A 25058-nucleotide genomic window follows, 5' to 3' on the forward strand; every position below is an offset into this window, starting at 1 on the left:
AACGAGGCGGCATCGATTGAAACTCACGTAGCACCCCACTGCTCCCAGCGGGTCCAAACTGGCGGGTTTGGTGCTTAAGAACTGGCGCGTTTAATCATCTTTATTGTCATATCATAATCAACACAACACGTAAACCTATTATTCGGTGTCGGTCACTGTAAATGCTATAATAGTTGGGACTAGTTTTGCAAGGAGGAATTACACGATGCAACAACCATTAGCTTATCGCATGCGTCCGAAAACACTTGAAGACGTTGTCGGTCAGCAACAATTGGTCGGTCCGGGCAAAATCATTGCGCGGATGGTCAAAGCCAAACGGTTATCATCCATGATTTTGTACGGGCCACCGGGTACCGGCAAGACGAGTATCGCCAGCGCGATTGCGGGCTCGACTAAGTACGCCTTCCGAATGCTCAACGCGGCGACCGATAGTAAAAAGCAACTCCAAATCGTCGCCGAAGAGGCTAAAATGAGCGGGACTGTAATCTTACTGCTTGATGAAATCCACCGACTCGATAAAACCAAACAAGACTTTTTATTGCCCCACTTAGAAAGTGGCCGCATCATTTTGATCGGTGCCACGACTGAAAATCCCTACATCAGTATCAATCCGGCGATTCGCAGTCGGACGCAAATTTTTCAAGTTTTCCCACTGACCGCTGACGATATCCAGCACGCAATTGAACGGGCGCTTGCTGACAAAACTAACGGTCTCGGTAATTATCAAGTGGATCTGGATCCCGCTGCCATGCATCATCTCTGCACGGCCACCAATGGTGATTTACGGAGTGCGCTTAACGGACTGGAACTCGCGGTACTTTCTTCGACCCCAGCTGAGGATGGGACGATCACCATTTCGCAAGCCACAATTGAAGAATGTTTACAGAAAAAGGCCCTTTCAGCTGACAAAGATGGCGACGCCCACTACGATGTCATCTCCGCTTTTCAAAAATCGATTCGTGGGTCAGACGTCAATGCAGCCTTACATTATCTCGCCCGGTTGGTGGAAGCCGGTGACCTAAAGAGTATCATGCGCCGCCTGATGGTCATCGCATATGAGGACATTGGTCTAGCAAATCCAGCCGCATGTGCCCATACCGTCTCGGCTGTTCAAGCCGCTGACCAACTGGGCTTTCCGGAAGCACGCATTCCACTAGCCGACGCGGTCATCGAGCTGGCTTTATCGCCGAAGTCCAATTCTGGAATCAGTGCAATTGATGCCGCTTTGACGACGGTTCGCAACGGACACTTCGGTGATATTCCAGACGACATCAAGGACGCCCATTATCAAGGGGCGGCTAAACTCGGTCACGGTGTCGGCTATGATTTTCCCCACGACCACCCCGGAGACTGGGTCGCGCAACAGTACTTACCAGACGCGATCAAGTCTGACCAGTACTACGAACCGAAAACGAATGGTCGCTACGAAACTGCCCTCGCCCAGCAATACGAAAAATTATTAAAAGCCAACGCACGAAACCGCTAACAATCGCGAAGCTGTGCTTATAATTGCAACTTTTATTTTTATATGCTAGACTAAGAGTCGAAATTACTAAGGTGTGCGCATTGCTCTAAACAAAGTGTTGCCGAACAATTAATACTACTTTGGGATGTCCGTTAGCTAATCCCATAACATGCCTTATCCTTTGGTAGTTAGCGGATTAGTCAGAACGTCCCACCTGCCTTGAAGCGGGTCAATACTGAAGGGCGATTAACGGCACCACTAGTTTTTCCGGAAGTTTACTTCCGTCGGTCAGGACTTGTCCTGGCCCTTTTTTTATTCACAATTTTATGCGCCCGCTAAACGGTTGGTTCGCTGACGGTCCAATCTGCGCCCGGCATTTCATCCCCTGCGTTGCAGTTGTCTTCCGTTCTGGAATCCGCTAAAATAAAACCATCATCACTATTGGAGGCACATTTTGATTACTTTACTGCTCGTCCTTTATACCCTAATTGCCGGGTGGCTCAGTTACTACTTACTGACCCATCAGTCACGGCCGTTTCTATTTTTCGACCCAAATAAGGCACCCACCATCAAACACGTCGCCCGTTATGGTGGTAGTTTGATGTTACTCGTTACACTCGGCTGCCTGGTCGCCATTTTTGTCCAAACGACGATGCTGATCGCCATTGTGCTGGCCAGTGGTTCACTAATTATGATGGCCATCGCACTAATTTTGGTCAGTTTTATGCAAATCTCATAGAAAACGCTTTTTATTTTTTACGAAAACCTTTACAATATAGTTATAAAATAATGAGGGGTGAGAATGATGTTACAACAATACCAACACATTTTAGTTCCTGTTGATGGTTCCTATGAAGCGGAATTAGCATTCAAGAAGGCGGTCGCGGTCGCGAAACGGAACGGCCCTAACGCTTCCGTTCACATGGTGCACGTGGTTGACACCCGGGCATTCCAAAACATTTCTAGTTTTGATACGACCATGGTTGAACAAGTTACGGATACCGCACAAAAGACACTGGACAAGTATGTTGCTGAGGCTAAAGCGGACGGCTTAGATAACGTCGATTACTCCATTGAGTATGGCGCACCAAAGACGATTATCGCACGGGACGTTCCTAAGGACATGGGCATTGACTTAATCATGATTGGCGCCACCGGTTTAAATGCCGTTGAACGCTTATTGATTGGTTCCGTCACTGAATATGTCACCCGGATGGCTGTTTGTGACGTGCTCGTGGTTCGGACTGACTTAGAAAATAAGCCTGCACCAAAACCTAAGAAGAAATAAGCTTTATTAATCATGATTGACGCGCTAAAGGCTGAAAAGTCTTGGCGCGTCTTTTTGTGCTTGATCGCCTTAAGTTACACAGGATTTCAAAGTCCTCCTGATTGTCGTCTATAATGTTGACCCATTGTGCTGGTTATTCTTTAGCAGTAAAGATGCTTAAATCATGCTGTTTCGGATTGCTGTTCGTCAGCCGGTGATCTCCTTATTCCGACTTCCAGGGCCGGCTGACAACGCTGGAACAGGGCGGACATCGCCCTTGAGCATTGTCCGCCAGCCCCTCCAGTCGGGAAGCCGCTCGAATGGCGGATGAACGGCCACCTATCTAGGTACAATTGACCACTGAATCTTAAGTGCCTAGTTCTTCAGGCAAATGATCAAGCGGAAACTGTGATGCTTTATGGTATTTATGTACCGGAAGATTTCCTAAATGTTACTCACTAATCCAAATGGCAACTGATCTTGAAATTAGTCGATAAAATTGTCCTCGTTTATAGTTCGAAACTTTGCTATCTCAGGCCGACCAAAGAAAGTTATGGCAAGTCCAGTGAACCCGATGATTCGATGATTTAAAATCCGGGAAGAAAGTTTAGCTATCATTGAGAACAAGTCTCACAATTAAATGTCAAAATGACTGTTAGCCAAGAATCAACGACTAATCCAACAAAAAGTTGAGTCCGCACATGTCCGCCTTTCGAATACCATCCCGGCTGGAAGGTATTCTGGGCAAGGCCCAGTGCTTCTCAGAGTGTGAGGCTCAGACGGTTGGGACTGAGGATTAGCCTAGCTAGAGCGTTAAGCGGTGCTTTTCCGCTTGGCGTTCTGGCGTAGCTAACCGGAAGTCCCAGTCTGACCCGAACACGTTTCATCCATACTGCAGCTAACGTGAAAGACCAGTATTTAAGACGTGGGTTGTCGGCTTAAATCTGTGTCCACCACGTTTCCGGCCATTGCCCAGAATGCCTGGAAGCCGGCTTAGGACGAACGTACAACAGCAAGTTTCCAGTAACTCGCACCGTTTCCAGCGGGTTTCAGCTGGCAGCACTTGAACTTAGAAAACAGCATGATTCATGACAAATTGACTAACACAATGCGTGATGTTGACTGGGAGATAACATCGTGAGAATGTCGCCATTGTGGGGCTACTGACAACGGCAAAAAAAAAGCCAGCTAACGACGCCGGCACTCATAGAAAGAGAGAATCCCTCCTACTAGGCTGGTCTAGCGTTAGCTGGCTCATACCGCGAATTAAGCTTCGTTTGCCACTTGCAATGGTGCAATGTGGTAAGCGGCCATTTCCTTGGTAATCTTTTCAGTTAAAGAAGTGTTGTGCGTAACGAGGCTCAACGCGTAGGCCACGTAATAGTGGTCGTGCGCAGATTGCACGTTATTTAACACGACCTCGTTGGCGGCTTTTTGTGCATATAACCGATCCAACAAGTACAATGACTGGCTTTCTTGGGCCTTCTTGAGGGCTAAGTCGATCAACTCAAGGGCTTCTTCTGGGAAGTTGATCTTTGCATAGAGCTGTGCGGCTGAAGCGTAAATCAAAATCTCATTTTGCAAGTAGTCATCGTCGCCCATTGGCATCGCTTGCGCGTCGATCGTATGCAAGGTCGCCACGGCTTGTTTGACAAAAATCTCAGCCTTATCATAAGCCTGCTTACGTTCATAAGCCAAGCCGGTCCCCAAAGTGGCTAAAATAGCATACATATCATGACTAGACTTCACAAACTGGTTCAATAACAAGCCAAAGTTGAAGATTGCTTCGTCGGCGTTGTCGTTCAAGACAAGCTGTAAGTAGCCTTCGTAGTAGTAATATTGTTTCTTGTCATTATTACTACGCAATTGCTTTGGCCGGATCCGTTGAAAGACATCCTGCGCTTCTTGGAGCTGCGTGTGACGAATCAATGAATCAATTTTTTTGAAAGTCCGATATAACTGGTCATCATTTTCAATAATCACTTCTGACAAACGAATTCCTAATCGATTACAGATTTTCATCATAATCTTCATACTAGGAATCTTGCTTTTTTTCTCAATCAAACTGATCGTTGCCTGGGTACAAATACCCTCTGCCAATTCTTTTTGCGACATGCCCTTACGCTTCCGGAACTGCCGCACCTTTTCGCCTAATATTCTCATGCTTAACCCCTCTTTTTTGATCTGCCTTAAACCAAACTCAGTTGTACCTACCCTTACCCGACCCCACTTCGTAAGTAAGGGTATCGTGACACCTAATCAATCCTCATTAAAACGTTCGAATAATTGAGTCCTAGTCAATTGGACAATACCAATTACGCATATAATTATATTCACATAACGGAATTTAAGCAAGAAATACGCGTAATTCTTATTTAATATTAAGTTTATACCATGTTAACCGCGTTAGGTCATTTATTAATTATCGACTGACCCTGTTTGTTAACCAGCCAAATTAAGGCCTTGTTTATTAAAAGTGATAACTACTGAAAGCGATTCAAAGCCGAGCCAATTAGCCTTACATAAGGTCAAAATCAATTGTCATGACACCCTCAACAACCTGAATCCGTATCCTTAATAATTAAGCGGGCTTCTCATAGTCTTTTCAGCGGATTATAACCACTCCAGGAACCAATTTATCAATTGATAAAAATAATAATGGCTGCTGTCAGTCTGGACACGGCGTAACTGTCCAGGACGGTTGGTAATGATGCCATCCGCCCCCATCGCCGCTAAGCGCTGCATGTCAAACGACCGGTCGACCGTCCAAAAATAGACCGGTTGTTGGTGCCGATGTGCAGCACTGATCTGTTCACGGGTGGCTGTCAACGCTTGTAGCGAATAAAAATTTGCGACCGAATCTGCAAAATCAGTCAGATAAAATGGCGTAATGAATCCCACTGATAACTTGGCATTCCGCTGATGGAGCCGCTCGATCACTCGGTAATCCAACGAATGTACGGCTCCTTGATGACGCACGATCAACTGCGCATAGCGGTCCGCAAACGGCCCCATCAATTGGTCAGCCGGTCCGACTGCTTTGATTTCGACTAATAGTGGCTGGTGTAACTGTTGGGCAATGGCGAAGTATTGTTTAAACGTACTCAACCGCCCCGTTTGGCCATGTTCACGCAGCGGTAAACCACTCAAATCATTGACCGGATAATCACGGACTGTTCCAGCTTGCCCAGCTAAAGCCTTTAGCGTCGGATCGTGCATCACGACCCAGTGTAAATCGGCAGTCGGCTGAATATCCATCTCCACCATATCGGGATGCGTCTGCTTAACGGTCTTTCTGAGCGCCGCTGTCGTGTTCTGTACGCCGTCATGGCCATTGACACCCCGATGGGCAATCACGGCTGGTGTGGTCTCAGGAGGCGTTCCTAGCCACCAACCCGCATAGCCTAGTAAACTCAATCCGCCAATCAGCATTAACAGTCGTCCCTGCCACTTTGGCCGTACGGGGATTTTCGAATCAGGCCAGTGAATCGACCACCAACCCATCAATACGTGCCACCACCAAGCTTGTCCCATGGCGAGCACAATGATAGCAAGCACCCGACTGACCAGTTGGTTACCGACGTTGCCCAGCGGCGCGATGTCACTCAGCCAAACGAAGCCAGTGCCAATCACCACTAGCCCCAGCCAACCAATGATTGCCAACAGCTTGGCAAAACTGGCTTTGAATACCGACCACCAATGTTTTTGTCGCCCGGCGCGCCAAAAATCACGCCAACCGGTCGGCACTGCCATCAACTGAGCAACCCCTGCTAACCATTTCCAACTCGCTAACCAACAGAACAGCCACAACGGGATGACGACTGGCAGCCACTCATAACGGGTATTAAAAAGCCAGTTTTGCCAAACCGCTGGTAACTTCAAACTCGCCTGAACAGTCGGTAAGTAGCTGAACCAGCCGAGCGGTAACCACCACACAGCCAGTACAACTAATTGGCACCATAAGCGGCCAATTTGTCGGACTGTCCAGCGCCGACGACTACTGCGAACAGCGAATAACGGTAGCCAAAGACTCAGTAACAGTAAGCCCCCAAGTGTGACGATGCCGCCCAGCTGAATGCCCAGTAACTTCACCACTAGGGCCAGCCACAACCCAACTAGCCACCAGCTTGCGAATGGTCCGGTTAATTGTCGACGACTCGCCAACCATTGACCTTCGCGATGACTCACTTTGACCCCTCCTCGTAAAAAAAGGTGGTTGCGATGAATGACTTCATCCCAACCACCACGACATTCACCAATTATTCTGCGTCCAAAGCCACAAAATCGTAGTGAATTTCAGATTGACGTTTAAATTCATCAAACCCAAGTTGAATCAACTGATCGATCAAATCAGTATAACTGATTCCTGAGACTTCCCATAATTTCGGATACAAACTAATATTCGTGAAACCAGGTAAGGTGTTGATTTCGCCCAAATAAGGTTCGCCATCTTCAGAAACTAAGAAGTCAACGCGGGCCATACCCTTCAACCCTAAGGCTTTGAAGGCATCTAATGACATTTGTTGAATCCGTTGTGTTAAGTCTGCGGGCAATTCGACAGGTAATTCGAAGGTCACACCACTCGCGTCCACGAACTTATTGTTATAGTCGTAGAACGTATCCGTCTTAGGCACGTCGATGGCCCCAAGCTTAGAAGCTTTCGGATCTTCGTTACCCAGGATTGAGCATTCGACTTCACGCGGATTGTCGATTGATTCTTCGACCAAAATCTTGTAGTCATACTTGAAGGCATCTGCTAAGCCGTCCAGATATTCCTGCTCGTTTTCAGCCTTGTGGATCCCGACCGATGACCCTTGGTTCGCTGGCTTAATGAATAAATGATCGCCAACGTGTGCTTGCAAATAAGCATAGGTCATTTGTTCCCGGTTTTCAGGCGTTACCACGACATACTTGGTGTTCTGAATATGATGGTGTGTCAAAATCTGCTTGGTAATGTCCTTATCGAAACTAGCAGCAGAAGCTAACACGCCACTCCCAACATACGGCTTTTTCAATAGCTTGAAGAGTCCCTGTAAGGTCCCGTCTTCACCTAAATTACCGTGCACAACTGGGTAGAAAATATCAATATCCTTAGCGAGTGCAAGGTTCTTGATGGGCGCTAATGGATCACTCATGTCCAACTTCGGCATTTCTTCGGCCACCACTTGATCCTCTGGTTCACCATCAAATACCCGCCGAGTTGCGGCATCACTTAGCACAATTCCGTCCTTTGTCAGTAAAAACAAATCAACATCGTACTTATTCTTGTCCATGGCATCATAAATGTTATGAGCGGAACGCTTTGAAACATCGTGTTCTGAAGAGTTCCCGCCAAATAACATCCCAACGTGGATCTTTTTTTGTGTCTCCATAATTTTGTTCATCCTATCAAGGTTTATTTCATACTACGGCTTAATTAATTCTACAATATCTGAGCACAATTGGAAACATTTTTGCAACCAAAACATGCTTTTTTAAGCATTGAAGGGCCCAGTCAAAACAACTTTACCTAACATTTGACCTGTTTCGACGATTTCATGGGCTTGCCGCAGATTGGCTGCATTGATGCCAGTCAACGTTTGTTTGGTCGTTGGAACGATGATCCCAGCATCCGCCAGCTGAGCGACGCGCGCCAAGATAATCCCCTGCGTCGCCATGGTCGTCAGCTGATAATTGGCCTTCGTGAACATGAACTCCCAAGCAAAGTTCAAGCTCTTGGGCTTCAGCAAGTCCATCGGTAGCGGCTTCTGATTCGTCACCACCGCCACAATCGTCCCGAGTGGTTGGACCAGTGGGGTCACGATTGGCAAGTACAAATCAGTAGAATGCAGTAGGATCGCATGCTCGACACTGTCTAGACCCGCAGCGGCCAGTTGTGGCGCCAAGTCCTGATGATAATCCAACACGACATCAGCACCAAGTTGCTTGACCCAGGCAGTCGTTTCAGGCTTACCAGTCGTCGTGACCACCGTGAGCCCGGCCCACTTAGCCAATTGAATCGCCATGGAACCAACTCCACCGGCACCATTAATGATTAAAACGCTGTGACCGACATTGGCATCCGCAGCTGCCGTATAAGGTAACTTTTCAAACAAAGCTTCCCAAGCAGTCAAAGTCGTCAACGGTAAGCCTGCCGATTCAGCGGTCGTCCAGGTCTTCGGGGCACAAGCCACGAGTCGTTCATCAACGAGTTGATACTGGGCATTACTACCAGGACGGTCGACCGCACCAGCGTAATAGACGATATCATCGGTCATGATCGTCGTGACGGCCTCCCCGACTGCCAGGACCTTTGCGACAGCGTCAAAGCCTAGTATCCGTGGTGTCGTGACTTCAGGCTGCCCCTGCCGTTGCTTCGTATCAATCGGATTAACTGACGTCGCCAAGACTTCCACGAGAATATCTCGTCCCTGTGGCCGTACGACGTCAATGGTCACGTCCTGTAAACTCCGTGGGTCACTGATCGGTAATCCTTGTAAGACCCCAACTGCTTTTGCTTGCATTCAAAAGACTTCCTTTCAAAACTATCCTAAAAATTCCAATTCATCATCTAAATAATCGACCACCGCGGTTGGCAAATCATCATGGAGCGCTAAGGCTTCTAGCAACCGATTCCGATTAAAGATCTGCGTCCATTCTGCTTCACTATTGGGGTGACGGTGGGCCATTAACCGTTGGTGCCACCGTTTGAGTGCCATCAGCAAGTACTCACAATACAACTCATCCTTATTGGAAATCAGCGTCAAATAAGACGACAAGCGCTCAGGTTCGCCAAAAATCAGGGGCGTCGTCAGTGTTTGGTAACGACTCATCAGGGCCGCCAATAACAGCAATTTATCCGCACGCGCTAATTCTGATTCATCCGCTAACTCGTCTAAAATATTGCCGATATGCGTATAGGCATGGGCCCATCCGGTCGTCCCAACAAAGCCGCGCGTATCCTGCTCAAGCAAAATATAAGCGGTCATCTGGGTAACGATGAGTTCCAAGCGTGCGGGTGTCATGAAAGTTAACCCCGCGTGGTCGGCATATAGTAAAACTGATAATAATAAAACGGCAAATGAGCGCTGATAAACGGCGTCATTCTGTGGTTCATCGATATGGGCAAATAACACGTCATCTTGAATCAACTGGTCGAAAATATCGCCCAGCTGTTGCGTTGTCAGGACTTGCTGTTGCAAGGCCTCGTTTAGTAAATAATAAACACCCTGGTCACGCACACGCGGATTGCGTGAGCCAATATGTGCCATCAACTGTCGAATCTGCTCATCACTGATGGCCGTCAACGTGCCCTTCGTTAATTGTTCGTGAAGGTCCGTAATCAAGGGCAGGACTTCCTCATCACTAGGAAGCGTCACCGTCGTTGTGACCGTCTGCGGCAACTGCGCAACCAGCCCGTCCATCCGAATTGGTAACGACTGATAGAGCTGTCCTGAGCGCAGTTGCTGTCTCAATTTTAAAACTGCATCTTTAACCTGCTTCAATTTCTCTGCTTGCATAAATGACCTCGTAAATATCCAATTTAACTTCTATTTTAGCATGTTGGCGCCCGTCTGCCCAAGAGAACCCACTAGTTTTATAAAGGACCATCAAGATCGACTGATGACTACTCAGGTCGCTCTTGATGGTCCCTAACTAAATCGTTTGATCATGTGTTAATTATGCGTTAACTTCGGCACCTGGCAGCACGTCGACCTGTGACTTGATAAACTTGGCTGAGGCTGCTAATGACGCTTGTTCATCAGCCGTTAGTTCAAGTTGGATCAAGGATTCGATCCCATTTTTGCCAATCACAGCCGGCATACCGACGTAAGTTCCGAATTGTGGGTCAAACGCCGAAACTGGGCAAGCGAGCTGCGCGTCAGCACTAACCGCTTCCGCCAAACGTACGCCACAAGTGGCAATCGCAAAATTGGTGTAGTGCTTTCCGGCCATGACAGCAAAGGCCCCTTGCCGCGCATCTTCTTCCAACTGGTCAAGATTCAAGCCAGGGAATTTCTTGATTGGCTGACCATTCACACTGACCGTGGACCAAGCGACAAATTGGGAATTGCCGTGTTCGCCATAAACATAGCCAGAAACATTTTTACCGTTCGTCCCAGTTGCTTGTCCCACATATTTTTGCATCCGTGCCGTATCGAGGAACGTCCCGGTCCCAAAGACCCGGTTGCGTGGAAACCCAGTCATTCGTTGTAAGTAATCGGTCATCACATCACATGGGTTCATGATATCAATGAGAATCCCCTTGAAGCCAGACGCCACGATTTTAGGCGCAATATCACGGACGATGGCTTGATTCAAATCGTATTCACCAAAGCGCCCCTTTGAACTGTTCATATCGATTGCCCCAATATTACCGGAAGCCACAATCAATACTTCGGCGTCTGCTAAGGCATCGTAGTCATTTAAAATGATTTTAGTTGTTGAGCTTAGCCGAGGAGACGCATCGTCTAAATCGAGCTTTTGGGCCTTCGCCAAGGCCTCATTCTTGTCAATTAAGACCAATTCATCAACAATTCCTTGTTGAACCAACGTATAAGCCACCGTCGCACCGACTTGGCCTAACCCGATCACACCATATTTACGCATGCTGCAAACTCCAATCTGTAGTTTATTTAACTTGGTAAGCGTACCTTGGAACCGCTATAAAGTCAAGCAGGACGCTGTCTCACGGGATTTTAAGGATGTTCTAATTTTGAGGTTTTCATGTATGGGGTAGTGACTTGTTCGTCGGCATTTGCTCGTCCTAGTCCGACTTCCGGGGCCGGCTGACAACGCTGGAACAGGGCGGACATCGATTTGAACTCACGCAGAAACCCACTGCGCAATTTCAAATACGAGTCTTCTTCTAGCCCGGGAAACCCACCCGAACAAGAAGAATTTCGCCCTTGAGCATTGTCCGCCAGCCCCTTCAGTCGGGAAACCGCTCGAATGGCAGATGAACGGCCACCTATCTGGGTGCAATTGACCACTGAATATTAGGAGACTGGACCTTCAGTCAAACTTATAAACGGTATCGTTGATGCTTTAAGGCATTTGAATTCTGCGAAGCGTACTGAATATTCGTCACTCATCTTAATGATACTAAATTTCAATGGCAACTAGTCTTGAACTTAGTCGACAAAATTCCCTTCGTTAGAATTCAGGACTTTGTTATCTTTGGTGATCAGGACAAGTTCCCAGGACCCGATGATTCAAATAAATTGCAAGCCCACCTACTTCCACAGCGGTGGTGTTTTGTAATAAAATCATATCATCGGTTGTATATCATTTATAAAATGGGGGATTAAGATGACAATCAAAAAAGTCGGACTGATTACATTAGTCCTGTTCCTTGCGCTCGGCGTACTATTTGAACTTGCTAGGTTCGTTGTATTGTTTGGCAAGCTTTTTAGCTGATTTAGAGGGGTAAGAATCACTACTGAAGCACAATTAAGGGCCACTGCAAAGTCCGCAAAAAATGGGCCTGATAAACGGGGCCGCACCAAAGCCTGCTCTGCTGCCAAAAGTTTGATAAATACCATGCACAGACTGTTAACACGACTGCGCGCAGATCAAGGCACAGACCCAGCTTCAAAAAAGCATGCCACCCCAATCGTGATGATTGAGGTGGCATGCTTTTTGTTTGCTCAGCAGCTTTTCCAACGGTTCTCAGCTGGCCATTCCTGATTGTCAATTCCAAAAAAAGCTAGCCCCAAAGCACTCAGGCTCTGAAACTAGCTTAATTGGAATCATGATGTTTGGTATTGCAGGGTCATGACTAGTCAGCAGAAACTGGCAAGATGGCACCCTTGTATTTCTTTTCGATCCACTTCTGGGTACTCTTAGAACGTAAGGCCTTCATCAACTTCTTGATGGCCGGCTTGTTCTTGTCACCTTTACGGACAGCCACAATGTTAGCGTATGGCGAGTCGGATTTTTCAAGGGCGATGGCATCCTTCTTAGGATTCAACCCAGCTTGAACAGCGTAGTTAGCGTTGATCACAACCGCGTCACCTTCGTTGTTTTTGTAGAAGGTCGGCATTAACTTAGCTTCGTAAGAGTGCTTGAACTTCAAGTGACGCTTGTTGGTCTTGATATCGTTAAACGTGGCAGAAGTCAAATCAGTGCCCTTCTTCAACGTGATCAAGCCCGCATCCTTGAATAAGGTTAAGACCCGACCATAGTCGGCAACATTACTACTTACTAAGACCGTTGCGCCATCCTTCAAGTCTTTCAAGTTCTTGACTTTCTTGGAGTAAACACCGATTGGTTCCAAATGAACCTTGCCGGCAGAAACTAAAGTACCGTTGTTTTCCTTGTTCCAGTTCTTTAAGAATGGAATGTGCTGGAAGTAGTTGGCATCTAATTCCTTTGAAGCTAACGCTTTGTTAGGCAAAACGTAATCTTGGAAGACTTTGATCTTCAAGTTGACGCCTTCCTTTTTCAATTCTGGTTGCACATGCTTTAAAATCTGTGCGTGTGGTACGGCAGAAGCGCCCACCGTAATCGTCGTGGTCTTCGATTCTGAAGAAGACTTACCACAGCCAACTAATAAAATGGCGGTTGCTGCAACTGCCAATAACCCTAAAATCCGCTTTTTTTGCATGACCCTAATTCCTCCTAAGAACTAACTTTAATTGACCCGCTTATCGATATGACGAACAGCGAAATCCCCAATAAATTGGAAAATAAACACAATAATGACAATAATCACGGTTGCGACCAATGTCACGGCATTGTTGTTGGATTGGAACCCATCTTGATAAGCCAAGTTCCCCAAACCACCAGCACCGATCGCACCAGCCATCGCAGTATACCCAATCAACGAAATCGTTGTTACGGTAATCCCAGAAACTAACGCTGGCATGCTTTCGGGCAACAATACTTTGCGGACGATCTGCCAACGTGTGGCACCCATCGATTCAGCCGCTTCAATCACGCCATGGTCTAATTCATGGAACGCTAATTCGACCATCCGTGCGTAAAACGGTGCCGCTGAAATAATCAGTGAAGGCAGCGCCGCGCGTGGTCCAATGATGGTTCCAACTAACTTGGACGTAATCGGTAATAATAGCACGATCAAGATAATAAATGGAATCGACCGGAACACGTTGACGAACAACGCCACGACCCAATTCAAGATTTTAGCTAAGATATTTTGACTGCCGGCGGTCTCGTAAAGTAACAATCCTAAGGCAATCCCTAAAATTGCCACGACCACCATGGAAACGATCGTCAACCAAATCGTTTCCCAAGTTGAGGACATCATGCTTCCCCAATCCACATTGGAAAATTTGAAGTATGAATCTAATCCTTGACTATTCACGGTTTAAGACCTCCGTTTCGACACGCATGGTTTGTAGGTATGCTAAGGCACCTTTGAGTTGTTCTTCATCACCAGTCAATTGCACGTACAGTGACCCAATCGCGCCCTCTTGCGTCTGATGAATCCCACCTTCAATGATGTTCAAATCCAGTGGATACTTCTTCAACATTTCGGACACAATTGGTAACTGGGCTTGGTCGCCGTGGAACGTCAATTGAACGATCGTCCCCTTAGGATATTTTTCAAGCAACTGATCAACGACCACTGTCGTATCATTCAATGAAGGGGTGACCTCTTCGTTCACGAAACGCTTCGTAACGGCTTGCTTTGGCCGCTTGAAGACTTCGAGCACTGGGCCCTGTTCAACGATCTTACCGGCTTCCATGACGGCCACGTGATCCGCAATCTTACGGATGACGTGCATTTCATGGGTGATCAAGACAATGGTTAAATGCAACTTTTGATTGATCGACAACAATAAGTCGAGGACTTCATCAGTCGTTTGCGGATCCAAGGCACTCGTTGCTTCATCAGAAAGTAAGATTTGCGGGTCATTTGCTAACGCCCGGGCAATCCCGACCCGCTGCTTTTGACCACCAGATAATTCTGACGGATAGGCGGTCTCGCGACCAGCGAGTCCAACCAAATCTGCGAGGTGTTCCGCCTTCTTGCGCGCTTCCGCTTTGGACTTACCCGCAATTTCAAGTGGAAACATGATATTTTCTAACACGGTCCGTGACCACAACAAGTTGAAATGTTGAAAGATCATGCCGATTTTTTGCCGTTGAGCACGTAATTTAGCGCCACTCAGCGTCGTAATATTCACATCGTCAATCACAACTGACCCGCTAGTTGGCGTTTCGAGCCCGTTGAGCATCCGGACTAAGGTACTCTTACCCGCGCCAGAATAACCGACGATGCCATAAATGTGACCGTCCTCAATCTTCAAGTTAACATCTTGGACCGCGTGAACGGCGCCCTGCTTAACATCAAAGGTCTTTGTCACATCTTTAAATTCAATCAAGTCAATTCCTCCTTATGCATCAAAAAAAGCTTCTCATCCCAGACAATTATCACCATAATCATCAATAGGACGAGAAGCTTAGCCTCGTGGTACCACCCATCTTCACAACCAGCTCACACTGGTTGTCTCAAGAGTTACTCTGAACTCCCGCATAGTAATGGATGCGACCCACGTCCAGCTTGCTTTCGTTCACTGAACGCCATTATTTCAAGACCATCTTCCGCTTCACGATTAATCCCCTTGCACCAACGAGGGACTCTCTAGGTAATCGTAGCCACGTACTCATCTTTTCAAAATGAAGTTTTTTAATCATTTGTTAATGTAACGAGTATACCGAGCCTGTTTCTAATTGTCAAGGCCTGACAATTAGTCCACGTCGATTAACCAAGCAACCCCGTCTTCAACACTGTTCAAGGCATCAAAGTTGTCCTTAAGTGCGGGATTGACTGCAACCACCGTCCCGTTGATTGGGGCGTTAAATTCTGAGACGGCCTTCGTTGCTTCAACGCTTAAAAACGCACTGTTTTGACTAATCTTGTCGCCAATTGCGGGTAATTCCGCATACTTAACTTCGCCCAATGCTTCGTGAGCGGCTTTAGTTAAGCCCAAGCGTGTGTGACCATCGACATCTTTTGTCCAAAAATAAGCTGCATCTTCACTCATACATTCCACCATACCTTTGCAATAATTTTACTATTCGAACCGGTCGTTACGACTGAACATATATGACTTGTAGTGGAACCGCATCGACATCATCAAGCCGATCCCCGCCATATTGGCAATCAACGCCGAACCCCCTTGACTGATAAACGGCAACGGAATCCCGGTCATTGGTAACAGTCCAATACTCATCCCAATGTTTTCGAACACGTGGAAGAGAATCATCATGATGACCCCGGTCGAAATGTAAGCATAAAATTCGTTCTTAGTATCAAACGTAACCCGAATCATTTGGTAAATCAATAGAAAATATAACAAAATAACTACGGCACAGCCGATAAAGCCAAAGTTTTCACCAATCACGGAGAAAATCATATCGGATTCACGCACTGGCACGGTCACGTGCGACACGTTAAACCCACGACCAGTAATCTGTCCGGACCCAATGGCCTTCATACTCTGCCAAACTTGGTACGCATTGTTAGACGTATCCGTTGAGGGATTCAACCAAGTATCGATACGTGCAAATTGGTACTGTTTGAACCCAACGGCTTCCAAAATATGCCGACCACTTTGAGAAATGACCAAGTACAACGCCGTCCCGGCAACCGCCGCAACGATTGCAAAGGTCGGTGCAAGTAACCGCCATGAAATCCCAGAAACTAAGATCACACCACCCAAAATGGCGAAGAACACGAGCATCGTCCCAAAGTCATTTTGGAGTTTCAACAGGATGGCAACGGGAATCATGTACGCCACCAATTTACCAATCAGCTGCCAGTCACCCGCCATGGTATGAGTCGGATGCTCCGTATTATGCATCGTCACCACCCGGCCTAACATCAAGATGAAGGCTGGTTTCATGATTTCAGACGGTTGCAGCGTCAACGAGCCGACCGCAAACCAACTTTTGGCCCCGGTACTCGTGTACAACGACCGACTATACAGGACCAGCACGGCCGCTAGTAGGAAAATCCCAAACCAATACGCGATGGGCGCCACGCGCCACAATTGTTCTGAGTCAAATTGCATCACGATCACGGCAATCGCTGTCCCAATCACAAACCACATGACTTGAGAAATCACCTGTTTCGTGACGTTCACTGAACTAGAATCGTGCACTGCGGCGACATAGATCGAGGCCAACCCGATCAGTCCTAGCATCATCACTGAAAATATGATACCCCAGTCAATTCTTGAATCTTCGTCTTGACTGCGGAGTCTAGATTCTTCTGCCACAAATAACGCTCCTAACCTATTTGAATTAGTCCAACGTCCACGTTGAATCTAACCTTATTCACACTATCAATTGGTATTCTAAGATAGCTTTTATTATACAACAACCTGGTGCCGAATTCTCGGGACCAGGTTGAAGGTTTACTAAAAATTAGCCTTTGTGTAAATGGTAAGCTGACAAGATTTCTTGCAAACTCTCATCAAAAGATTTGGTATGTGCAAATGGTTGGTTGTCGCTAACCATTTCGGCATCAAAACGTTCGCCGACTTGGGTGACCTGACCAATCATCTGCTTTCCAATTAAAACTTCGGTAACCGTCTGACCGTTGACCTTGGTCTCATTTAAAGTGACCGAAATCGCCTTATCTTTTCTTGCCACGGTTGTCTTCCTCCTTGTATTGCGGATTACGACGCAGTGAAAAATGGGCTGGTACGGGGTCAAAGCCCCCCTTAACGAAGGGGTGACAACGCAAGACGCGTGCCACCCCCATCAAACTTCCCTTAACTGCGCCAAACCGGTCGATTGCCTCCAACGTGTAATTTGAACAAGTCGGATAATAACGGCAATGGGCCGGACTAAACGCAGAAAAGGCCCGCTGATAGAAGCGGATCCCTTTCATTAATAACCGTCGCATCGCGAATTATTTCTTGTTCTTTGCGGTTTTCTGCATGTGTTCCAGCAAAATCCCGGCACCCTGAGCCACGTTGTTCAACGGATGTTCAGCAACCATGACGGGCACGCGTAAGTTTTCACTAATCAACTGGTCGAGTCCGCTGAGCAGCGCACCCCCACCAGTCAAGGTGATCCCGCGATCGATAATGTCTGCCGCAATTTCAGGCGGCAAAGTTTCCATCACGTGATGCGCGGTGCTGACGATCTGCATCAGCGTTTCGTGAATGGCTTCTTCTACCTGATTTGAGTCAATATCAATTGACCGTGGCATCCCAGTAACCGTATCACGACCACGCACTTGGGTGACCTTGTCATCATCACCATCTTGCTTGAAGACTTGGGCAATCTGAATCTTGACTTGTTCAGCACTGCGTTCACCGATCAGCAGGTGATGCTGATCCTTAACGTAGTTGACAATGTCTTGGTTCATGCGATCGCCAGCCATCCGTAGTGAACTACTTGCGACAATATCACCAAGTGATAAGACCGCGATATCACTCGTTCCACCACCAATATCGATGACCATGTTACCGCGTGGTTGGAAAATATCCATCCCGGCACCGATTGCAGCAACTTTCGGTTCAACTTCTAAGTAGACCTTGTTACCACCGGATTTTTCTGCTGCTTGTAAGATTGCTTTACGTTCAATTTCAGTTGTGTTCGTTGGGGTACAGATCATAATACTTGGACGTGACATGATTCCCCGAACGTTTAATTTTTTGATAAAATAGGACAACATCTCTTCGGTGACGTCAAAATCGGAGATGACCCCGTCTTTTAACGGCCGAATCGCCCGGATGTTGCTAGGCGTCTTCCCAACCATTTGATAGGCTTCGGACCCAACTGCTAATACTTGATTCGTGTTGGTATCAATAGCGACAACGGATGGTTCATTTAGTACGATGCCCTTACCTGATACGTAAATCAAAACATTGGCAGTTCCCAGGTCAATACCAATATCTAAAGCCATGTTTTTGCTCCTCTCAAACATACAATTATACGACTAATCATTATACCATACTCTACAGTTGATGAGAACTAATGGCTGCATGTACCAACGATTCAGTTGTGCGCGCCAAAACGCTCAACAGTCGCTAGTCATCTTGCCGTTTGGACCATTCATCAACGGTCAACGAATAGATGGCTTCATCACGGTACTGCTCATTGACGAGGATGTTCTCAGGCAACGTTGCATCCAAATGGTATTGCCGACGTTCAGCAACGGCGCGGCTCGCTTGATTATTGACATCCGCGCCCAAACTCAACTTGTGTAAGTCTAATTCAGTAAAGGCAATCTCTTCTAATCGTTCCAACGCCTTGGTCATCACGCCCCGCCCCGTATAGGCCGCGCCTAACCAGTAGCCGATTTCACCACGATGATTGACGTCACTGATATTGTGAATGTCCAGCATTCCCGCAACCTCACCGTCCACGATAATAGTCGTAATGAAGACTTGTCCGTGCGCTTGCTTGGTCAACATGCTTTCAATGAATTGGCGTTCATCGGCGATAGTCGCAGTCGCATCGACCCATGGCATCCATGGGGCTAAGTGGTCGCGATTCTGATCAACGAGATCAAATAGTGGCTCAGCGTCAGCCACCTCAGTTGGTTTTAACGAAATGTGTTTGTCGATAATATTAATAAACATAAGTGTCCTCCCGAATGATGGGCGTCAGCCACAGTGGCTCGCCACAAAAAAACCTTCAAACACGAGTTTAGCGCACTTTGAAGGTTTTGTAAGCAATTATTTACATTTATTCTGCTGCCTGGTTGGCAAAGTCTGGATTAAGCGCATAAACGGTGCCATCTGGAATCTCGACCCGTTTGATTTCTGCACCCAACTTAGCTAACTTACCATGGAAGTTGAAGTAGCCCCGATCCAAATACTTGAGGTTAGTCACTTCGGTATAACCCCGACTGACTAAACCGGCGATGACTAAGGCTGCAGCTGCGCGTAGATCAGTAGCCGTCACTTGCGCCCCGTTGAAATCAGTTGGCCCATACATAATGACCGACCGTCCTTCAATCTTGAAATCAGCGTTCATTCGGCGGAGTTCATCTAGGTGCATGAAGCGATTCTCAAAAACCGTTTCCGTCAGTAAACTAGTGCCTTGCGCACACAATTGCAGAATCGTCATCTGTGGTTGCATGTCCGTTGGGAAACCAGGATGTGGCAGTGTCTTGACCGACGTTGGTTTTAACGTCTCCGGACCGATGACCCGGATACCCCCGCGTTCTTCGGTCACCGTGACACCCATTTCGCGCATCTTTGAGATCAACGGCTTGTTATGTTCCGCAATCGCGTCTTCCACCAAGACGTTACCTTGCGTCACTGCGGCAGCGACCATAAACGTGCCGGCTTCGATCCGGTCTTGGACGATGCTATGGTCACAACCGTGCATCGTCTTAACACCTTCGATTCGGATCGTTTCAGTCCCGGCACCCGTGACTTTAGCGCCCATCTGATTCAGATAGTTAGCTAAGTCGACGATTTCTGGTTCGCGCGCCACGTTTTCCATGGTCGTCACGCCGTCAGCGAGCGTTGCGGCCATCATGATATTTTGGGTCGCACCAACACTTGGAAAATCTAAGTAGATTGCCGCACCATGTAATTTAGTTGCGGTGGCTTCAACGTAGCCATCGTGGCGTTCGATTTCTGCACCGAGCGCATTTAAGCCTTTGAGATGTAAATCAATCGGCCGTGAGCCAATCGCACACCCACCCGGCATCGCAACCTTCGCATGACCTAAACGTGCCAATAACGGTCCCATCACAACAATTGATGCGCGCATTTTAGACACGTATTGGAATGGTGCTTCAGATGATAATTGACGGCTGGCGTCAATATCGATCGTTTTATTAATTTCATCAAAATCAATTTTAGTATTCAAAAATTTCAAGACGTTATTCATTGTGAAGACGTCTGACAAAACTGGTACATTTGATAAATGTGTTTGTCCGTCGCTAGCCAATAAACTGGCTGCTAAAATCGGTAACACAGCGTTCTTAGCGCCCTCGATATGAACATTACCTGTCAAACGTTGACCGCCATGAACTACAATTTCCTCCATGGATAAACCCTCCATCACTAAACGATAATCAATAAACAAGCTACGTCAGATTGCAGACCCAATGAAAACAAAACGGTCTCGCACCACGCAGCAGTACATGTCGCCTTGGCTGCTCAGCATCCCAGAGCGACTGGTTCACGTGATGGTGCAATCTCAATATCATTCAACCGCCAGTTGACTTGAAGGCCCCTAGCCAAACGACCCGAGTGTCATTCAAGTTCAAATCGGTTCCTAATCATCATAACATAGAACTACGGTGAAGAAATATTACATTTTACATTTTCGTTACAATTCCAACACAAATATTAAATACTTATGATTACTTAACTAATGTTGGATTTGTTAGCGCTTTCGCTTGACAATCAAGCAATTGAATCATCACACACCCTTGCCTGTGTTGATTTAGCTAGCGATGGCAGTGTAAGCAGCCACACTTTGAGCGTCCCCTATCAGTATCTATTCATAACCCGTCGTTAGCATTTATTCTATCATTTCCCATCCTGACACGGGTCTAATACGCTCACGGGTATCGTGGAAGTTATTTATTGAGTGATAAAAATGACTATGCGCTGGATTCCTGTTCGTCGGCCGATGATCGTCTTACTCCGACCTCCGGGGCTGGCTGACAATTGCTGGAGCGTAGCCGACATCGATTTGAACTCACGCAGAAACCCACTGCGCAATTTCAAATACGAGTCTTATTCTAAGCCGGAAGCACCCCACTTCCGACTAAGAATAATTTGGCTACTGAGCATTGTCAGCCAGCCCCTACAGTCGGGAACCCGCTCGAATGGCAAATAAACGGCCACCTATCTTGGTACAATTGACCATTGCCTTTTAGTGACTAGACCTTTATCCAAACTTTTAGACAATGTCAATAATGATTCATAAACTTGAATGCTTACAAGATGATATGAAGATCATTCACTAATTCCAATGTCATCTAGTCGTGAGATTTTGACAGACCGGATGACAGAATTACCAACTGTTTGGAATTTGAGACTTTACTATCTAAGTCAAGGTAAAAATTTTCTGACAATCTTCAGCAGTCTACTGATTTGTCGCTCTGAAACACAGGTAAGACAGCTTATTAAGCATTATCGGAAACTGTCTTACAGTTGAATATCAAATGACTGTCTATTAAAAACCAACAATCAGTTTAACAAAAGTTGGGTCCGCACATGTCCGCCTTTCGAATACCATCCCCGGCTGGAAGGTATTCTGGGCAAGGCCCAGTGGTGAAATTTCACTTAGCAAGCGTTTTTGGCTTGGTTAGTGAAAGACCAGTATTTAAGACGTGGGTTGTCGACTTAAATCTGTGTCCATCGCGTTCCAGCGTTGTCATAAATGCCTGGAAGCCGGCCTAGGACGACACCACGACTGCAAGTTTACGCTAATTCGCCCTGTTTCCAGCGAATCTCAGCTGGCTGCTTTTGACCTTAAACGGTGTTCAGAACTCGAATTATCGTGGCACAACAAAAAAGCACCCGCAAATAATTGCAGATGCTTTTCAGAATTTTAAGTTGTGGTTAATGCCGGGCAACGTTCAAACGGTTCATAGCCCGACGCAAGGCAACTTGCGCCCGTGCCAACTCAGCATCATCATGCTTTTGTTGGGCAGCTTTGATTGCCGTTTCAGCGCGTTTCCGTGCATTCTCAGCCCGAGCAACGTCAATGTCATTCTGACGTTCAGCACTATCGGCGACAATGGTAGCCGTATTGTTACTGAACTCAACGAAACCACCGTTAACGGCGATTTCATCGTCTTCCTGATCACTTTCGAGTTGCTTGATCCGAACCTCATCGATTGCCAGCGAAGCAATCACTGGAATATGGTTCGGCAAAATCCCGAGTTCGCCGTCAATCGTCCGTACGACCAACATTGGCGTCTTGTTTTCATAGACCTGACCGTCTGGAGTTACGATGCTAACGGTTAATGATTTTGCATTGTCAGCCATGTAAACCCCTCCTAATCAGTTACCATCGATTTCGCTTTTTCGACCACGTCTTCGATCTTACCAACTTGACGGAATGCGTCTTCTGGTAGGTCATCATATTTACCTTCAAGGATTTCTTTGAAGCCCTTGACCGTATCATTGATTGGCACGTATGAACCAGGTTGACCCGTAAAGTTTTCGGCAACGAAGAAGTTTTGTGATAAGAAGAATTGAATCCGCCGTGCACGTGCAACGGTCGTCTTTTCTTCGTCAGATAATTCATCCATCCCTAAGATCGAGATGATATCTTGCAATTCACGGTAACGTTGCAAGACCCGTTGAACTTCAGTGGCAACTTGATAATGTTCTTCACCCACGATTGATGGGTCAAGCGCAATTGATGAAGAAGCCAATGGGTCAACGGCTGGATAGATCCCTTGTTCCGTCAAAGAACGTTCCAAGTTGGTCGTCGCATCCAAATGGGCGAAAGTCGTTGCAGGTGCCGGGTCGGTATAGTCATCGGCAGGCACGTAAACGGCTTGAATCGAAGTAACGGAACCCTTCTTAGTCGACGTGATTCGTTCTTGTAATTGACCCATTTCAGTCGCCAAGGTTGGTTGGTAACCAACAGCTGAAGGAATCCGGCCAAGTAAGGCGGAAACTTCAGAACCAGCTTGAGTGAACCGGAAGATGTTATCGATAAATAACAGCACGTCTTGACCTTGAACATCACGGAAGTATTCCGCAATCGTTAACCCAGTCAAGGCCACCCGCATCCGGGCACCTGGTGGTTCGTTCATTTGACCATAGACCATGGCGGTATTCTTCAGAACGCCGGAACCCTTCATTTCAAAGTAAAGGTCGTTCCCTTCACGCGTCCGTTCACCAACACCGGTAAACACGGAAATCCCGTTATGTTCTTGAGCAATGTTATGAATTAATTCCTGAATTAAAACGGTTTTACCAACACCGGCACCACCGAACAACCCAATCTTACCACCACGAACATAAGGTGCTAAGAGGTCGATAACTTTAATCCCAGTTTCCAATACTTCCGTACTAGTTGTTAATTCATCATATTTAGGCGCATCCCGGTGAATCGGGTTACGTTCTGCGTCTGGACCGAATTCTGGACCACCATCAATGGTTTCCCCTAAAACGTTGAAGACCCGGCCTAACGTCTCTTTACCAACAGGAACGGTAATTGAAGAACCAGTGTCTTCAACCGTCATTCCCCGGCGTAAACCATCCGTACCGTCCATCGCAACGGTCCGAACGACCCCATCACCTAATTCCAACGATACTTCCACCGTTAAAGTGTCATCGTTGTCCTTTTGAATGATCAAGGCGTTATTAATATCGGGTAACTTGTCGTTTAGAGAGAATTCAACGTCAACAACGGGTCCAATAACTTGTACAACTTTACCTGTACTCATTAGTCGTTAATTCCTCCCACTTCGTTATTCTTGCGCAACCAAGCCACCAGTGATTTCAGTAATTTCAGTGGTAATCGCAGCTTGACGCGCACGGTTATATTTCAGATTTAACTTATCAATTAAATCGCCAGCGTTATCTGATGCAGCCTTCATCGCAGTTGACGACGAAGCATGTTCAGCAGTCTTGGCATCCAAGATTGCACCATAAACTAGGCTTTCAGCGTATTGTGGCAACACGGCCGACAAAATCGCTTCTTCTGACGGTTCCATTTCGTACTCAGGACCGACATCGACCCGACTGTCCTTGGCTTTACGGTTGTCTGATTCACTTTGTTCAAAGGTCTCTTCAGAGATCGGCAGCATTTTAACTGACCGGAAACCAGAAGAAAGCCGGTTGATAAAGTGATTGTAGAACACGTAAAGTTCATCAAAGACTTCGTTATGATACATTGATGTGACTGTCTTAACGATTTCACGAACTTCTTTAAAAGTTGGTACGTCAGAGACGCCGCGGTATTCATAGGCCACGTTTAAGCCGTTCTTTTTATAGAAATCCGCACCAGTGCCACCAACCGCCAAAACGACTGCGTTATTGGCATCAAGCTTATGCGTCCGCATGAAGTCATTGGTTTGCTTTAACACGTTACTGTTATAGCTCCCCACGAGACCACGGTCGGAAGTGATGATCAATAAACCAGTCTTTTTAACAGGCCGTTGTGCTAATAATTCGCTGACCGAGATGGTATTGGAATTACTATTGGCAACACCGACACTTGCTGACATCAGATGAGCTTTGGCTAGATGCGAAACGATGCTTTCAACTTTGGAAGCGTACACTCGATACGTCGTCGTATGCTTTTGAATCTGATTCAACTTAGAGGTTGAAACCATTTGCATTGCGGACGTGATCTGATGAGTCTTCTTCGTTGAGTCAATCCGGCGCTTGACATCCATTAATGATTCTGCCATGCACTACTCAC

Annotated in this window: 22 protein-coding genes and 1 other RNA gene; 4 read left to right on the forward strand and 19 right to left on the reverse strand. The window is 46.8% G+C overall.

Annotated features, from left to right (window positions below; translation table 11 throughout):
• The first annotated feature begins 205 nt into the window (after nucleotides 1–205).
• The 4 genes from MZO40_RS07885 to MZO40_RS07900 all read left to right on the forward strand — a co-directional run bounded on the left by MZO40_RS07885 (nucleotide 206) and on the right by MZO40_RS07900 (nucleotide 2753).
• The gene (locus MZO40_RS07885; protein ID WP_050339385.1) at nucleotides 206–1486 is read left to right on the forward strand and encodes a replication-associated recombination protein A; all 1281 of its coding nucleotides are present in this window, start codon (nucleotides 206–208) and stop codon (nucleotides 1484–1486) included.
• Nucleotides 1487–1546: 60 nt separating this feature from the next.
• Nucleotides 1547–1734, forward strand: a non-coding RNA gene (gene ssrS, locus MZO40_RS07890) — 6S RNA.
• 185 nt (nucleotides 1735–1919) lie between these two features.
• Nucleotides 1920–2204 carry a hypothetical protein gene (locus MZO40_RS07895; protein WP_021338337.1) on the forward strand — a complete coding sequence of 95 codons (285 nt, stop codon included), beginning with the start codon at nucleotides 1920–1922 and terminating at the stop codon, nucleotides 2202–2204.
• Nucleotides 2205–2270: 66 nt separating this feature from the next.
• On the forward strand, nucleotides 2271–2753 hold the full coding sequence (locus tag MZO40_RS07900; protein WP_003644650.1) for a universal stress protein: 483 nt from the start codon (nucleotides 2271–2273) through the stop codon (nucleotides 2751–2753).
• A 1245-nt stretch (nucleotides 2754–3998) separates the two neighbouring features.
• On the opposite strand, the gene MZO40_RS07905 is transcribed toward MZO40_RS07900, so the two are convergent.
• The 19 genes from MZO40_RS07905 to MZO40_RS07995 all read right to left on the reverse strand — a co-directional run bounded on the left by MZO40_RS07905 (nucleotide 3999) and on the right by MZO40_RS07995 (nucleotide 25047).
• The gene (locus tag MZO40_RS07905; protein WP_003639202.1) at nucleotides 3999–4895 is read right to left on the reverse strand and encodes a helix-turn-helix transcriptional regulator; all 897 of its coding nucleotides are present in this window, start codon (nucleotides 4893–4895) and stop codon (nucleotides 3999–4001) included.
• Nucleotides 4896–5345: 450 nt separating this feature from the next.
• The gene (locus MZO40_RS07910) at nucleotides 5346–6920 is read right to left on the reverse strand and encodes a glycerophosphodiester phosphodiesterase (RefSeq protein ID WP_105962031.1); all 1575 of its coding nucleotides are present in this window, start codon (nucleotides 6918–6920) and stop codon (nucleotides 5346–5348) included.
• Nucleotides 6921–6991: 71 nt separating this feature from the next.
• Nucleotides 6992–8104 (reverse strand): D-alanine--D-alanine ligase family protein, encoded by a 1113-nt coding sequence (locus MZO40_RS07915; RefSeq protein WP_003639204.1) that lies wholly within the window; start codon nucleotides 8102–8104, stop codon nucleotides 6992–6994.
• Between the two features lie 102 nt (nucleotides 8105–8206).
• Nucleotides 8207–9235, reverse strand: a complete 1029-nt coding sequence (locus MZO40_RS07920) for a zinc-binding alcohol dehydrogenase family protein (RefSeq protein ID WP_105962030.1) — start codon at nucleotides 9233–9235, stop codon at nucleotides 8207–8209.
• Nucleotides 9236–9256: 21 nt separating this feature from the next.
• A complete protein-coding gene (locus tag MZO40_RS07925; protein ID WP_105962029.1) occupies nucleotides 9257–10231 on the reverse strand; it encodes a DUF2785 domain-containing protein in 975 nt (324 codons plus the stop codon).
• A gap of 160 nt (nucleotides 10232–10391) precedes the next feature.
• On the reverse strand, nucleotides 10392–11321 hold the full coding sequence (locus MZO40_RS07930) for an L-lactate dehydrogenase (RefSeq protein WP_050339390.1): 930 nt from the start codon (nucleotides 11319–11321) through the stop codon (nucleotides 10392–10394).
• 1171 nt (nucleotides 11322–12492) lie between these two features.
• Nucleotides 12493–13320, reverse strand: coding sequence for a MetQ/NlpA family ABC transporter substrate-binding protein (locus MZO40_RS07935; protein WP_003639208.1), 828 nt, complete (start codon nucleotides 13318–13320; stop codon nucleotides 12493–12495).
• Between the two features lie 27 nt (nucleotides 13321–13347).
• Entirely contained in the window at nucleotides 13348–14040 is a 693-nt protein-coding gene (locus tag MZO40_RS07940; RefSeq protein WP_050339391.1) for a methionine ABC transporter permease, read from the reverse strand.
• The gene (locus MZO40_RS07945; protein WP_003639210.1) at nucleotides 14033–15064 is read right to left on the reverse strand and encodes a methionine ABC transporter ATP-binding protein; all 1032 of its coding nucleotides are present in this window, start codon (nucleotides 15062–15064) and stop codon (nucleotides 14033–14035) included. The genes MZO40_RS07940 and MZO40_RS07945 overlap by 8 nt, the downstream gene beginning before the upstream one ends.
• A gap of 366 nt (nucleotides 15065–15430) precedes the next feature.
• Nucleotides 15431–15727: a glycine cleavage system protein H gene (locus MZO40_RS07950; protein WP_003639211.1), complete on the reverse strand. Its 297-nt coding sequence runs from the start codon at nucleotides 15725–15727 to the stop codon at nucleotides 15431–15433.
• A gap of 30 nt (nucleotides 15728–15757) precedes the next feature.
• On the reverse strand, nucleotides 15758–16963 hold the full coding sequence (locus MZO40_RS07955) for an FtsW/RodA/SpoVE family cell cycle protein (RefSeq protein WP_003639212.1): 1206 nt from the start codon (nucleotides 16961–16963) through the stop codon (nucleotides 15758–15760).
• Between the two features lie 148 nt (nucleotides 16964–17111).
• Nucleotides 17112–17339, reverse strand: a complete 228-nt coding sequence (locus MZO40_RS07960) for a DUF2969 domain-containing protein (protein ID WP_003639213.1) — start codon at nucleotides 17337–17339, stop codon at nucleotides 17112–17114.
• Nucleotides 17323–17595, reverse strand: a complete 273-nt coding sequence (gene yidD, locus MZO40_RS07965; protein ID WP_003639214.1) for a membrane protein insertion efficiency factor YidD — start codon at nucleotides 17593–17595, stop codon at nucleotides 17323–17325. Before yidD ends, MZO40_RS07960 begins: the two co-directional genes overlap by 17 nt.
• Before the next feature lie 6 nt (nucleotides 17596–17601).
• Nucleotides 17602–18603: a rod shape-determining protein gene (locus tag MZO40_RS07970; protein WP_050339392.1), complete on the reverse strand. Its 1002-nt coding sequence runs from the start codon at nucleotides 18601–18603 to the stop codon at nucleotides 17602–17604.
• 124 nt (nucleotides 18604–18727) lie between these two features.
• The gene (locus MZO40_RS07975; protein ID WP_050339393.1) at nucleotides 18728–19282 is read right to left on the reverse strand and encodes a GNAT family N-acetyltransferase; all 555 of its coding nucleotides are present in this window, start codon (nucleotides 19280–19282) and stop codon (nucleotides 18728–18730) included.
• A 106-nt stretch (nucleotides 19283–19388) separates the two neighbouring features.
• Nucleotides 19389–20705 (reverse strand): UDP-N-acetylglucosamine 1-carboxyvinyltransferase, encoded by a 1317-nt coding sequence (murA, locus tag MZO40_RS07980; RefSeq protein WP_252133209.1) that lies wholly within the window; start codon nucleotides 20703–20705, stop codon nucleotides 19389–19391.
• Nucleotides 20706–22234: 1529 nt separating this feature from the next.
• Nucleotides 22235–22663, reverse strand: a complete 429-nt coding sequence (locus MZO40_RS07985) for a F0F1 ATP synthase subunit epsilon (RefSeq protein WP_105962027.1) — start codon at nucleotides 22661–22663, stop codon at nucleotides 22235–22237.
• An 11-nt stretch (nucleotides 22664–22674) separates the two neighbouring features.
• Nucleotides 22675–24078 (reverse strand): F0F1 ATP synthase subunit beta, encoded by a 1404-nt coding sequence (gene atpD / locus MZO40_RS07990; RefSeq protein ID WP_003639219.1) that lies wholly within the window; start codon nucleotides 24076–24078, stop codon nucleotides 22675–22677.
• Between the two features lie 24 nt (nucleotides 24079–24102).
• Nucleotides 24103–25047, reverse strand: a complete 945-nt coding sequence (locus MZO40_RS07995; protein ID WP_105962026.1) for a F0F1 ATP synthase subunit gamma — start codon at nucleotides 25045–25047, stop codon at nucleotides 24103–24105.
• Nucleotides 25048–25058 lie beyond the last annotated feature (11 nt).

The organism is Lactiplantibacillus sp. B652, assembly GCF_023806745.1.
In the GTDB taxonomy this organism is placed as follows: Bacteria; Bacillota; Bacilli; order Lactobacillales; family Lactobacillaceae; genus Lactiplantibacillus; species Lactiplantibacillus pentosus.

Coding starts and splice junctions, on each gene's coding strand:
- murA (WP_252133209.1), bottom strand. CDS start 20,705: ATGGAGGAAATTGTAGTTCATGGCGGTCAACGTTTGACAGGTAATGTT.
- MZO40_RS07985 (WP_105962027.1), bottom strand. CDS start 22,663: ATGGCTGACAATGCAAAATCATTAACCGTTAGCATCGTAACTCCAGAC.
- atpD (WP_003639219.1), bottom strand. CDS start 24,078: ATGAGTACAGGTAAAGTTGTACAAGTTATTGGACCCGTTGTTGACGTT.
- MZO40_RS07905 (WP_003639202.1), bottom strand. CDS start 4,895: ATGAGAATATTAGGCGAAAAGGTGCGGCAGTTCCGGAAGCGTAAGGGC.
- yidD (WP_003639214.1), bottom strand. CDS start 17,595: ATGCGACGGTTATTAATGAAAGGGATCCGCTTCTATCAGCGGGCCTTT.
- MZO40_RS07970 (WP_050339392.1), bottom strand. CDS start 18,603: ATGGCTTTAGATATTGGTATTGACCTGGGAACTGCCAATGTTTTGATT.
- MZO40_RS07950 (WP_003639211.1), bottom strand. CDS start 15,727: ATGAGTGAAGATGCAGCTTATTTTTGGACAAAAGATGTCGATGGTCAC.
- MZO40_RS07925 (WP_105962029.1), bottom strand. CDS start 10,231: ATGCAAGCAGAGAAATTGAAGCAGGTTAAAGATGCAGTTTTAAAATTG.
- MZO40_RS07920 (WP_105962030.1), bottom strand. CDS start 9,235: ATGCAAGCAAAAGCAGTTGGGGTCTTACAAGGATTACCGATCAGTGAC.
- MZO40_RS07995 (WP_105962026.1), bottom strand. CDS start 25,047: ATGGCAGAATCATTAATGGATGTCAAGCGCCGGATTGACTCAACGAAG.
- MZO40_RS07885 (WP_050339385.1), top strand. CDS start 206: ATGCAACAACCATTAGCTTATCGCATGCGTCCGAAAACACTTGAAGAC.
- MZO40_RS07930 (WP_050339390.1), bottom strand. CDS start 11,321: ATGCGTAAATATGGTGTGATCGGGTTAGGCCAAGTCGGTGCGACGGTG.
- MZO40_RS07935 (WP_003639208.1), bottom strand. CDS start 13,320: ATGCAAAAAAAGCGGATTTTAGGGTTATTGGCAGTTGCAGCAACCGCC.
- MZO40_RS07975 (WP_050339393.1), bottom strand. CDS start 19,282: ATGTTTATTAATATTATCGACAAACACATTTCGTTAAAACCAACTGAG.
- MZO40_RS07900 (WP_003644650.1), top strand. CDS start 2,271: ATGTTACAACAATACCAACACATTTTAGTTCCTGTTGATGGTTCCTAT.
- MZO40_RS07915 (WP_003639204.1), bottom strand. CDS start 8,104: ATGGAGACACAAAAAAAGATCCACGTTGGGATGTTATTTGGCGGGAAC.